This window comes from Arsukibacterium sp. UBA5043 (genome assembly GCA_002415085.1).
Taxonomy (GTDB): Bacteria; Pseudomonadota; Gammaproteobacteria; order Enterobacterales; family Alteromonadaceae; genus Alishewanella.
The window spans coordinates 60,531-72,770 of record DIBV01000016.1 but is presented as its reverse complement, the minus strand read 5'-3'; the positions used below and the strand labels follow the sequence as shown (position 1 = coordinate 72,770).

The following is a 12,240-nucleotide window of genomic DNA, read 5'->3' as shown; positions in this document are numbered from 1 at the left end:
GATGACAACAAAAACCTATGAAAAATATTATGTTCCCGCTCAGAGTCCGTGGCCAATTGTTGGTGCGGTCGCGCTGTTTTTTATTGCGTTTGGCGCAGGGCATCTGGTAATCGACATCAGTAATCAGCAAAGTGGCTTTGGTGGTTATTTACTGCTGTTAGGCTTCGCCGTGCTGGTATTTATGCTGGTGGGGTGGTTTAGAAATGTGATTGATGAGTCGATGAGTGGCTTATACAGCGCCCAGATGGATCGCTCGTTTCGCCAGGGCATGAGTTGGTTTATCGTCTCTGAAGTGATGTTCTTTATGGCGTTTTTTGGCGCGCTGTTTTATGGACGGATGATTGCGATGCAATGGCTTGGTGGTTCTAGCAACAATGCCATGACATTTGAACTGCTTTGGCCTGACTTCCAACCGGTATGGCCGTTAGTTAAAACGCCAGGTGGTATCGAAACCCAGGCGATGCCCTGGACCGGTTTGCCGTTAATTAACACTGCTATTCTGGTGGTGTCTTCCATTACCTTACATTTTGCCCATACCGGTCTGGAGCAGCAGAAACGTGGCCAGTTAAAGCTGATGTTATTACTGACTTTACTGTTAGGTGCGACTTTCTTAAGTCTGCAGGTTTATGAATATATTCATGCATATCAGGACTTAGGGTTAAGATTGGACTCAGGCTTTTACGGCAATACGTTTTTCTTACTGACCGGCTTTCACGGCCTGCACGTCACCCTAGGCGCTATCATTTTACTGTTCGTCTTTTTCAGGGTGTTAAAGGGGCATTTCACCCCTGAGAAGCACTTTGCCTTCCAGGCTGCTGCCTGGTACTGGCACTTCGTTGATGTGGTGTGGATTTGCCTGTTTGTTATTGTTTATATGCTGTAACCAGAGGTTTCAGTAAGGCCTGGGGTTGGGTGTTATCCAGCCCAGCGCCATCGCCAGTAATATAACTAACAGTACTAATACTGACAAAAATACCCGACGGCCGAGAAAACGCGACATTTGTTTTTGTTCCGGATCATTACGCAACATAACCAATCCGGCCCGGAATAAGTTGAAAACAATAAATAGTAGTAGTGCGATGATAACAAGTTTAAGCAACATCCTTTTCAATCTCCGGTTAGCCAATTATGCGGTTTAAAATATTTGGCCGTTATTTTGGCATTCATAAAGTATGGTTGCTAATTACTGTGACGGCTTTTGCAATATTAAGCAAGCTTGGCTACTGGCAGCTGCAACGGGCAGAAGAAAAAACAATTCAAATCAGTCAGCTCGAACAATTACAGCAACAAGGGCCGCTAAACTGGCAGCAGTTGACCGTGCTGACAGCACACGAAGCTGACGGTGTGCTGTTTGCCGATCAGGGGCGCTGGCTTAAACCCTATGTCTGGTTACTTGATAATCAGATTGTGCAGGGTAAAGTCGGCTATGATGTCATTGTTCCGATGCAAAACACCGATTCAAGCCAATTATTGCTGGTTAATCTCGGCTGGGTGGCTGCGGGTAATGATCGGTCTGTGCTACCTGATTTCACGATTCCACAGCAATTGTCGCTGCACGGCCTAATTCGTAGTGAAGTGGGCGGGTTCAGGCTGGGTGCTAATACTGAAAAAGAGGGCTGGCCGCAGCGTATTCAGCAACCAGAGTTAGAGCAAATGGCAGCACAGTTGCCAGTAAGCACACTGCCGTTTATGTTATTTCAACAAGATGACAGCCCTTTTCTACCCCACTATAAAGCGGTGGTTATGCCACCAGAAAAACATCATGGGTATGCCTTTCAATGGTTTATGCTGGCAATCGCCGTAGTGGCAGTGGCAATTGCTGCTGCGCGGCGCAGCGGGAGTGAAAATGAACAAAAATAAATTTATGCTGCTTTTCGTTTTATGTTGTGTGCTGCCGCTCGCAGGCGCCAAGCTGGTGCTTGAAATGGGGTGGTTTAATCCGGGTTCATCCAGTAAAGGGTCGTGGCTGGAGCAGGAAATATTTCTGCTACCTGATATTACTGGCGAGAAAAAGCATTGGCGAATCGTATTATTAACCGATTCACCTTGTCAGCAGCGCTGTCAAAATGCATTACACACAGTAAAACAGCTTTATATCGGTCTTGGCCGTAAGCAAGAACAGGTTCAGCCGGTGGTAATAGGGTCACTGCAACAACCAGAGCTATATCCTATGTTTGATATCCAACACGCCATGCCCGCGAATATTGAAGCACTTAGGCAACAAATTTTACTGGTTGACCAAAAAGGCCTGGTGCTACTGAGCTATCCGATGCCAGAGCAGGATGAGCAAATGGCACAAATTGCCCGCAATATCCGCTACGACTTATTAAAACTGTTAAATTATGACAGGACCAGTGTATGACCAGACATAAATGGTTGGTATCCGTTACCCTGCTACTGACGATGGTAGTAATTATATATGGTGCTTTTACCCGGTTAACCGATGCCGGACTGGGCTGTCCGGACTGGCCAGGGTGTTATGGATTTTTAAAGGTGCCCGAGAAACCTGAAAGCATCGCGCTGGCGGCGCAGGCATTTCCGGAACGGCCGTTAGAACCACATAAAGCCTGGAATGAGATGATCCACCGCTATCTGGCTGGTACGCTGGGCTTACTTATTGCGGCCATATTTATTTCCAGCTTTTTCAGTAAAGTTCGCCAGCCAAGAACGCTTCCCACCCTGCTGTTACTATTGGTGATCGGTCAGGCGGCTTTGGGTGCCTGGACGGTTACCATGAGCTTATTGCCAATCGTGGTACTGGCGCATTTATTAGGCGGATTTACCCTTTATTGTTTGCTCGCATTATACTGGATGCAGTTATCTCCCGGGTTTAGAAGGGCGGAGCCGGCATTAGCAGCCTTAAAGCCATTGGCAATAGGCGCAACCTTAGTCGTGATGATTCAAATAGGGCTTGGCGGCTGGACTGCGGCCAATTATGCCGCCTTAGCCTGTATTGAGTTACCGGTTTGCGAAGCGGGCTGGCTAAGCCGATTAGCGTTAGATGAAGCTTTTGATTTACACCTTGGCTATAGTGATTATGAATATGGCGTGATGTCTGCAGAAGCGCGGCAGACGGTACATGTGTTTCATCGAATTGGTGCGTTCATCACACTTGGTATTGTTAGCTGGTTTGCGGTACTTTTGTATCAACGGGCGCAGACTAAAGTTATGCAGAATTTCGCGCTAGCCGTTGGTGTAGTATTGCTGTTGCAATTTATACTAGGCTTGTTAAACGTCATGTTGCATCTGCCTCTGGTAAATGCCGTGGCACACAATTTTGTTGGCGCGAATTTACTAATGATTATGGTGGTAGTGCTTTATCAGCTCTACCGTCCTGTTGGCAAGGAGACATAAATGGCGACCATAACAGCAACGCGGCAAAGTATTTCACGCTGGCGCGACTATCTGGAACTCACTAAACCCAAAGTAGTTGCTTTGCTGGTGCTGACCGCCTGGGTAGGCATGATGCTTGCGTCGCCGGGATTGCCGGATATCGCGGTAGTGGTGTTTGCCACCATTGGCATTGGCCTGCTGTCTGGCGCCGCTGCGGCGCTTAATCATGTGGTCGATCAACGAATTGATGCACAGATGGCCCGCACTCATAGCCGGCCTGTAGCCAAAGGCCGGGTAAGCTCTCAACAAGCCATAGCATTTGCCTGTGCTCTGGCCGCAACCGGTTTTGTTTTACTTTATCTGGGGGTAAACCCTCTGACCGCCTGGCTGACGTTGCTTAGTTTGTTTGGTTATGCAGTGGTCTATACCATGTTTTTAAAACGGGCCACGCCACAAAATATTGTAATTGGCGGCCTGGCAGGCGCCATGCCTCCTTTATTGGGCTGGACGGCGGTTTCAGGTGAAATTCATGGCTATGCATTATTGTTAGTGATGATTATTTTTGCCTGGACACCACCGCATTTCTGGGCGCTGGCGATCCATCGCCGGGATGACTACGCCAAAGTAAATATGCCGATGCTACCGGTTACTCACGGTATCGAATACACCAAAAGCGCTATTTTGCTTTACACCGTGCTGTTGTGCCTGGTGTGTTTACTGCCTTATATCGTGGGGATGACCGGTGCAGTATATTTACTCGGCAGCACCTTACTTAATTTACGATTTTTACAGTATGCCTGGAAATTAAAATTTAATGCCGACAGTGCCACAGCTATGGCCACCTTTAAATTTTCCATTGTGCATCTAATGGTGTTGTTTTTAGTGTTGCTGTTGGACCATTATTTTAAGGTGTCTCCTTTTTATGTTTCGTAATCTAATCGTCTTAATGTTGTCTGCTGCTGCACTGGTTGCTGGTGTTATGCTGTATTTACTCTGGCAACATCAGCCATTACCACAGCAAGCCCTGATTTATCCGCAACCGCGTAATCTGTCAGAATTTAGCCTGATAAATCAGGAAAACCAACGTCGTGGCCGCGAAGATCTACTAGGAAAATGGACCCTGGCCTTTGTGGGGTATACCTATTGTCCGGATATTTGCCCGTTAACCTTGGCCAAGTTGGCCGGAGTGCATGCAGAGTTGGCAGCCGAGTTAGAGCAGCCGTTACAAATTTGGTTTATTTCGGTTGACCCGCAGCGCGACACCCCAGGGCAATTAAAACAGTACGTTGACTACTTTAAGCAACCCGCATTAAGCGGTCTAACGGCTGGGCATGATCAGTTATTTCCATTCGTGCGCGAACTGGGGTTAATGTATGCGATGAGCAGCACCACAGCACAGGATTATTTGGTAGACCACAGTGCCTCGGTTGTATTAATTAACCCGCAGGGCCAGGTTGCAGCGATGTTTAAACCCGATATGGCTCCGGGTGAAGTGCCCCTGGTTAATCGTGAGCAACTTCTCGCTGACTTCCCGTTAGTACTGAATCAGCTGCAACAGCGCTAGCGTGGCTCTGCTGGGCTTGCTTGCCGGTGGCGCCCAGAATGAATGCTATTGAGCAATGGCCCATTTTTAACGCACCAATATAAGCCGTAAATGCTGAAGCTTAGTATCCAGGTTAAATAAAACCTGATTTTAGGCTCAGCAAAGTGCTGATGTTTTTGTCCGTTAAATGGCAGCAGCCATAACGCAGCGCAAAGTACCCAAAGCATAAAATACACAGCCAACAGCAATAACATCAGTTTATTGTTGTCATTGACTTCCGAGGCCGCTACATCATTGACGTTATTATGCTGAAATATATTTAGATTTAAGTCATTACGGCTACGGTTTACTGCCGCCACATAAGCCAGTCGCTGCTCTGGTGTAATGTGGTCAGTAAGGCTTTTGTACTGGTAACGCAAAGTCAGTCGTTTAGTGTTCTGGTCAAACAGCAATTCACTCTGATATTGGAAAAACGGATTATTTTCTTCAAGTTGTTTTGGCTCAAATTGCCAGTCGAGATCATTGAGCGTTACCGATATCGTCTGAGTGATATCTACCGGGTGACTTAGTGCGAAGGGCTGGCTGCGACTGGCCGCTATCTCGGGTGACTGCAAATAGCTACTGATGCCATTGCTGTAAAAGCTGGCATTCAGGGTGTTGTCATCGTTATCAAGTTGCCAGAAGTCTGCAATCTGATAAAACTCGTTAACGGTAAAAATCCCCGTAGTCGGATCGTCTGTGTTGGCTATTGGCTGCACTTGGTTCACGGTAGGGTAATAACGGCTGTAAAACTGGACATAACCATCGGCATTCTGACTGACACTATTACTGGCAAACCGCGAGCGCAACCGTTCTGCATCCAGACCACTGTACTGCGTACTCACCTGGTACTCCGCTGCCTGGGTTAATGCGTCTTTAAGTTGAAATGTCTCGTCAATCATTATCTTGGTGTGTTGTGTCGCCGATTTCATTGCAGTTAGCCCAGTTACCCCGTCACTGAGCTCTAATGCATAGCCGTAATCCGGCTGATACAAGCTTTGCAGTGACCCGGCCTGAAAGCTACGGGTTGGGTCGAGCCAGTAAATGCTATTATTAAACTCCAGTTTGACCATAGCATGGTCAAACACCCCGACAGAGGGCAGGCGCTTAGCAATTTTATTATGCAGCTCGGTATTAACCAGAACGGGTACTGCATGTAAGCCAAGTTGTCGGAGTATGCTAACCAGCAATATACTTTTATCTTTGCAATCGCCATAACGCTGTTGCAGTACTTGGCCGGCGGTGGCAGGCTTATGAGAGCTTTCCCCAAGCTCGATCCCCAGATAGCGAATTTCGCGCTGCACAAACTGCAGCGCGGCGACAACTTGCTGCTCAGGTGTTTGAAAATCAGCTTGTAATCTTGCAACCACCGCTAGTACTGCCGGGCTTTTGTCTATAGCCGGTTCAAACAGACTTGAGCCCCAGCTGGCAATGTTCTGCCACTGCTGGCTATTGCTTAATGACAGTATGTTATAAGGCGAGAACCAATCTGGCGTGTCATCTTCGTGCTTAATTGCCGCAACATTATGCTGCATCAGAGAGTAGATGGTGCTGTCCGCTTCGCTGCTGATTTGCAGTGACAGAGCTTGTTTGCTGAACTGATATTGCAACGGGGTTGGTTTCTGCCACATTAAACGCCAATGTTGTTGTTGCAGCGGCACGGTCCAGTTCAGCTGCTGGCTGGTAGCAAAGTTGTCTGCAAAAACCGGATTATCACCGGTTATACTGTAACTGTATTGCACAATGTCGCCAACCCGCAGATCAGGTAACACAATGTTCAGTGCTGTTTCGCCGTGATACAGCAACTTTTCTAAGTCATGTTCAGTTTGAACCAGGTTAATTCGCGCCTGCGGATAACGGTTAACGCTGTTGCCATTACGTATGATATTGAGCTGATGAAGTTGGATGTTCTGATAGGTAGGATCAAAATAAATACTAATTTGACCGGCTTTCTCCAGGCCTTTGCTGCTGGTGACCAGGCTGGCATAATGTTCGAAAGATTGTCGTTCTCCGGTTGCCGGTACACGCAGTTGAGTATCGGCCAGTAAGTAATATATGCCATTACTTATATCCTGTTCCGGGATATCGCTGCTCAGCGCAGGCTGGATGGTGGTAATCCATTCCGGTACCGGGCTCAGAGCAACTTCGGCAACGCTTTGTAACGTAAAAAAAAGGGCTAAGACACTGATATATCGTATTAACTGCGTCACAGAATATCCAACTTCACTGTTATAAACTATTTTTATATCAGTAAGCTGCGCTAAAAACTAGTTATTTAGCCACGGTTGTGAATACCAGTAGAAGTAACCTTTCTTAGTCAGCGATGGGGCAGTGCAATTGTAGCGACTTCGCGCGAGCTTGACCGGCTTACTGGCCGTGACTTCAAAGGTATTTTCGCTTAACCATATTGGCTCAAGTACCTCGGTGCCAGCATAACAGCGTAACTGTTCTGGCAGAAAGTCCTCAACCTTAAGTTGCAATCGCAAGGTTGGCGGATTGTCACTTATTTGCTGATCAGCTGACAAATAGTAGGTAATATCAAAAGCCAAAGTACGTAATTTCTGGCCAAGATTTGCCAGATCGGCATATTGACCCGCTGCCGGATAGCGCGGGACCCGGCTTAGTTTAGTCGACGAGCCAATTGCACCGGATTGCTGACCAATACCAATAAAACCTAATGCCTTAACCAACGCTTCGAGTTCACTATTAAATTCGCCGTAGGGATATGCCAGCCATTTATGGCTCTGACCGGTTTCCGTCAGAATTCTACCTTCTGCATCGAGAATGTTCTGCTTGATGCGGCTATGCCAGTCAGCCATGCTTTCACCCGGTTCAAGCTGTGTCATATGTTCATGATTCATTGAATGATTAGCAACCAGTACGCCGTCGGCCGCCATTTTTCTAACCTGATCCCAGCTAAGGACCGGACCAACCCGATTATCGATACTGCCGGGACTAATAAAGATAGTGTAAGGAAAGCCAAACTCCATTAGGATAGGGTGGGCAGTGGTGTAGTTATTTTCAAAACTATCATCAAAAGTGATGACTACCGAATTATCAGCAATTGGCAGCTTGTTACGTAACTGATTGATGAGCACATCCAGCCCGATGACCTGAAAATTATTATCTTTGAAATACTGCAAATGTTGGCGCAGTTCATTGGCCGTGACGCTGCTTACGCGGGGCGTATCGTCGGCAACATGATGATAAATGAGCATGACCGCAGCTTTAGCCGGGAGTGCGAGAATAAGGCTAACCAGTACAGTAAATAAACAAATGATACGCATAAAAAACCCCGGAAAATAATCTTCACCAGGGTCGTTATATCATAAACCGCTTGCGGCTTAGTAGTAGGAATGCTCACCACGCTGGTGTTCGGTGATATCACGAACCCCGTTTAATTCACCACTAAAGCGGGCTAGCAATTCTTTTTCAATACCCTCTTTCAGGGTTAAATCAACTTGCGAGCAACCATTACATCCACCACCGAATTGCAATACGGCAACGCCATCGTTGGTTAATTCCATAACAGAAACCCGGCCACCGTGATTAGCCAGTTGTGGATTAATCTCAGCATCAATCACATACTGAACCCGTTCCATCAGTGGGGCGTTGTCATTCACCTTGCGAACTTTGGCGTTCGGCGCTTTTAATGTCAGTTGCGAACCCATCTGGTCGGTCACAAAATCAATTTCCGCATCAACTAAAAACGGTTTGCTCTCTGCGTCAACAACGGCATTGAAGCCGCTAAATTCGATTTGAATGTCGGTATCTTCAATGGCATCTGCCGGACAATAAGATACGCCACACTCAGCCTGAGCCGTGCCAGGGTTAACAACAAATACCCGGATGCTGGTACCGGCAGCTTGTTTTTCCAGCAGCTTTGCAAAATGGGCTTGCGCCTGTTCTGAAATAGAAATCATCTTAGTACCTGACTAAATTACTAGGTTAATGTCTATCATACTCTGAGTCTGCTGCTGATGCCAGCCCTGCTTGAGTTTTGCTGTACTTTCTGGCTAACTGGACGCGCAAAAAAATTAAAGGAAACAGGCATGAAACTGAGTGTAATATTTTTTTTAACACTCTGGGCCGCAACGGTGCAGGCGCAGTATTTTAACGAGCCGGTTAATACCAGGCTACCATCACCACAACAGACGTTAGGCCATGCGGTGGGTGACTGGCATGCCCGGCATGATCAGATCCAACGGTATTTTGAGCAGCTGGCCAGCCAGTCAGACAAAGCCATGTTAGAAGTGATTGGTTATAGCCACGAACAACGGCCTTTACTGCAACTGGTTATTTCATCATCAGAAAATTTAGGTCGGCTTGACGAGATCCGGCAGCAACATGTGCAGCAGGCAAAGCAAGATAAAAAGATTACCAGCGATGCACCCGTAATTATCTGGCTGGGTTACGGCGTGCATGGTAATGAACCGAGCGCGGCAAATGCGGCGTTGGTGCTGGCTCACTACCTGACCGCGGTTGAGACAGAAGAGGTTGAGGCCTGGCTAAGCCAGGCGGTTATTTTAATTCAGCCAAGTTTAAATCCAGATGGTAATGATCGGTTTGCCCAATGGGCCAATATGCATAAAGGCAGTAAGCCGGTTGCTGATCCGCAGCACAGAGAACATATTGAACCCTGGCCAAACGGTCGGCCAAACCACTATTGGTTTGATTTGAATCGCGACTGGTTGTTGTTGCAGCATCCGGAAAGTCGCGCCAGGATTGCTCAGTTCCAGCAATGGCTGCCTAATGTCGTTGGTGATTTTCACGAGATGGGCACTAACAGCAGCTATTTTTTCCAGCCTGGGATCCCCAGCCGTAATTACCCCTTAACACCGACACGTAATTTCGAGCTGACTGCAGCAATAGCAGAATTTCATGCAGCCGCTTTTGATGCGCAAGAGCAATTGTATTATAGCGAGGAGAGTTTTGATGATTTCTACATTGGCAAGGGCTCGACATATCCGGATGTAAATGGCAGCGTCGGGATTTTATTTGAGCAAGCCAGCAGCCGCGGTCATTTGCAGGAATCGATTAACGGCTTACTCAGCTTCAGTGACACCATCAAAAATCAGTTTACCGCATCGTTATCCACGATCCGCGGTGCAGTGGCGAAACGGCAGGAATTGTTAGCCTACCAGCAGCAGTTTTATCAGGACGCGATAACACAAGCGAAAGCAGATAAAACCAAGGGTTACATGCTAACCCATGATGGCGACACCAGCCGTCTGAACGGACTGCTCGATCTGCTGCAGCGGCATCATATTGCAGTATATCCTCTGGCCCGGGACTGGCAGGATGAGGACACTAAATATCGCGCAGGACAAAGTTATTTTGTGCCATTGCAGCAAGCTCAGTACCGGTTGCTCAAAGCGGCATTTGCAACTGATAAAGATTTTAAAGATAACACCTTTTATGATGTATCAAGCTGGACGTTGCCTTATGCCTTCAATATTGAATTTAAAGCGGTAACCCGTGAGCCAGGCAGGGCACTTGCCAGCAAACAGTGGCAAATCGGGCCCGTGCTGAGACAGCCTTTAGCTGCGGGAGCTTATGCCTATGCGTTTAGCTGGCAAGACCAGCAGGCCCCCCTGCTTTTGCAGGCTTTGTTGGCCGAGGGGGTAGTGGTAAGGTCAGCGCTTGGCAGTTTCAGCGCGCTGACCCGCGATAGCACGGTGCAGTTCCAACCCGGCAGCATGGTAGTGGCGGCCGGCTTACAGCAAAATAAAGAGTGGTTTAATCGGTTACAACAGTTACAACAGCAATATCCGGTTAAAGTACATGCAATTCGTAGCGGCCTGACAGCTGAAGGAAGCGATCTGGGCAGCCATAACTTTGCGGTGATCACAAAACCTGAAGTCTTGTTGATAGCCGGGCCTGGAGTGAATTCTACCGAAGCCGGTGAAGTATGGTACAACCTGGAACGGTTAGCCGGGATCTCACCCAGTATGGTGGAACCTGAGCGTCTGAGCAGGATTAACTTGAATCGGTATAGCCATATTATTCTGGTGGATGGTAATTACCGGCAGTGGCAGGAAAAGCAGATTAACCAGTTAAAGCAATGGACCGAACAGGGGGGGGTGCTGTGGGGCCACAAAGACGGCGCAGCCTGGCTGGCTAAAGCAGGCTTATTGCAGGCCGGCGTATGGCAAGGTAAAGAAATGCAGCAGCTGATCCCGCAACAAGACTTACGCTATGCTGATCAGGAGGCATTGGGTGCTAAACAACGGATTGCCGGCGCCATTTTCAGTGCGGAACTGGATTTGAGCCATCCGTTGACCTTTGGCGTGCCCCGTGCACGCTTACCCATTTTCAAAAATGATATTATGTTGTTGCAACCGAGCAGCTCAACTTTTGCCAACGTGGCACTCTACAGTCAGAATCCACATTTAGCTGGTTATAGCGCCAGTGAATACGTACCTAAAATCGCACAGGGCGCCGCGATTATTGCTCATAATCTGGGCCGGGGCCGGGTGATTGCGATGACTGACAACCCGGTGTTTCGCGGTTATTTCTATGGCTCCAGCCGTATTCTGGTTAATGCAATGTTTTTGGGGAACAGTTTCAACGCGCCAATTCAGTCTGAATAACCCGGTGCTGGCGTAACCGCCAGAGTCCAGACGCTGATCGTATGCACCCCGGCCCGGCGCAATAGCCGGGTTAGTGCATTCGCGGTGGCACCGGTAGTTATTACATCGTCAATCAGCGCAATATGCTGTGGCAACGCTTGTGGAATTGCTTTTAAAGTGAAGGTGCGCCGCAGGTTGCGCAGACGCTGCCGTCGGTTCAGGCCCCGCTGGCTTGTGCCGGCGCTTTTGCTGAACAGCGTTAGCACCGGCAACTGCAAATGCTCAGCTAATGCCTCAGCCAGGAGCTGCGCTTGATTAAACCCCCGCTGGTGCTGTTTACGCCAATGCAATGGTACATAAGTAAGTGCCTGTGGCATCAGCATGTTGCCGGCTTTAGCTCGGGCGAGCAACAGGCACATTTGCTGTTGTAATAGCTGGCCCGCCGCTAAATCTGTGTGATATTTCCAGCGTGGAATCCAGTGCTGAAACGGCTGTTGATAGTGGGCCAGACAAAGCAGGCGATCAAATTTAGCATCTTTCAGGCCACGTGCTACTGCCGGCAGCCAGAGCAAATTGAAGTGACATTGCTGGTGAGATAACGTTGGCAGCGCCTGCTGACAATAGCTGCATAGTTGGCTGGCAGGGCTTGCTACCGGTAAGCTACACCACATGCATTGACCTGGCAGAATATGATGCCAGCACCAGCGACATAGCTGGCCAATGATATTAATCATAAAATTAACATAAAGGATA

12 protein-coding genes are annotated in these 12,240 nt (G+C 48.1%); 7 read left to right on the top strand and 5 right to left on the bottom strand.

What is annotated here, in order from left to right; genetic code table 11:
* Position 1: 1 nt before the first annotated feature.
* A complete protein-coding gene (locus B2Q61_RS13455) occupies positions 2 to 883 on the top strand; it encodes a cytochrome c oxidase subunit 3 (RefSeq protein ID WP_290618326.1) in 882 nt (293 codons plus the stop codon).
* A 9-nt stretch (positions 884 to 892) separates the two neighbouring features.
* On the opposite strand, the gene B2Q61_RS13450 is transcribed toward B2Q61_RS13455, so the two are convergent.
* Entirely contained in the window at positions 893 to 1,102 is a 210-nt protein-coding gene (locus tag B2Q61_RS13450; RefSeq protein WP_290618328.1) for a DUF2909 domain-containing protein, read from the bottom strand.
* A gap of 26 nt (positions 1,103 to 1,128) precedes the next feature.
* Here B2Q61_RS13450 and B2Q61_RS13445 point away from each other — a divergent pair, with 26 nt between their 5' ends.
* From B2Q61_RS13445 to B2Q61_RS13425, 5 genes are read left to right on the top strand one after another with little or no spacing between them, the layout of a single operon-like run.
* Entirely contained in the window at positions 1,129 to 1,860 is a 732-nt protein-coding gene (locus tag B2Q61_RS13445; RefSeq protein WP_290618330.1) for an SURF1 family protein, read from the top strand.
* Entirely contained in the window at positions 1,847 to 2,362 is a 516-nt protein-coding gene (locus B2Q61_RS13440; protein WP_290618332.1) for a hypothetical protein, read from the top strand. Before B2Q61_RS13445 ends, B2Q61_RS13440 begins: the two co-directional genes overlap by 14 nt.
* Positions 2,359 to 3,354 (top strand): COX15/CtaA family protein, encoded by a 996-nt coding sequence (locus B2Q61_RS13435; RefSeq protein WP_290618334.1) that lies wholly within the window; start codon positions 2,359 to 2,361, stop codon positions 3,352 to 3,354. Before B2Q61_RS13440 ends, B2Q61_RS13435 begins: the two co-directional genes overlap by 4 nt.
* The gene (gene cyoE, locus B2Q61_RS13430) at positions 3,355 to 4,266 is read left to right on the top strand and encodes a heme o synthase (protein WP_290618336.1); all 912 of its coding nucleotides are present in this window, start codon (positions 3,355 to 3,357) and stop codon (positions 4,264 to 4,266) included.
* The gene (locus tag B2Q61_RS13425) at positions 4,256 to 4,897 is read left to right on the top strand and encodes an SCO family protein (protein WP_290618338.1); all 642 of its coding nucleotides are present in this window, start codon (positions 4,256 to 4,258) and stop codon (positions 4,895 to 4,897) included. Before cyoE ends, B2Q61_RS13425 begins: the two co-directional genes overlap by 11 nt.
* Here the strand turns inward: B2Q61_RS13425 and B2Q61_RS13420 are convergent.
* The 3 genes from B2Q61_RS13420 to nfuA are packed head-to-tail and all read right to left on the bottom strand — an operon-like array spanning position 4,894 to position 8,838.
* Positions 4,894 to 7,125: a DUF3857 domain-containing transglutaminase family protein gene (locus B2Q61_RS13420; RefSeq protein ID WP_290618340.1), complete on the bottom strand. Its 2,232-nt coding sequence runs from the start codon at positions 7,123 to 7,125 to the stop codon at positions 4,894 to 4,896. The genes B2Q61_RS13425 and B2Q61_RS13420 overlap by 4 nt on opposite strands.
* A gap of 57 nt (positions 7,126 to 7,182) precedes the next feature.
* Positions 7,183 to 8,202: a polysaccharide deacetylase family protein gene (locus B2Q61_RS13415; protein WP_290618342.1), complete on the bottom strand. Its 1,020-nt coding sequence runs from the start codon at positions 8,200 to 8,202 to the stop codon at positions 7,183 to 7,185.
* Positions 8,203 to 8,259: 57 nt separating this feature from the next.
* On the bottom strand, positions 8,260 to 8,838 hold the full coding sequence (gene nfuA / locus B2Q61_RS13410; protein WP_290618344.1) for a Fe-S biogenesis protein NfuA: 579 nt from the start codon (positions 8,836 to 8,838) through the stop codon (positions 8,260 to 8,262).
* Between the two features lie 129 nt (positions 8,839 to 8,967).
* Between nfuA and B2Q61_RS13405 the strand changes: the two genes are divergently transcribed.
* A complete protein-coding gene (locus tag B2Q61_RS13405) occupies positions 8,968 to 11,508 on the top strand; it encodes a M14 family zinc carboxypeptidase (protein ID WP_290618346.1) in 2,541 nt (846 codons plus the stop codon).
* On the opposite strand, the gene B2Q61_RS13400 is transcribed toward B2Q61_RS13405, so the two are convergent.
* A complete protein-coding gene (locus B2Q61_RS13400; protein ID WP_290618348.1) occupies positions 11,496 to 12,221 on the bottom strand; it encodes a ComF family protein in 726 nt (241 codons plus the stop codon). The genes B2Q61_RS13405 and B2Q61_RS13400 overlap by 13 nt on opposite strands.
* Positions 12,222 to 12,240: the final 19 nt, after the last annotated feature.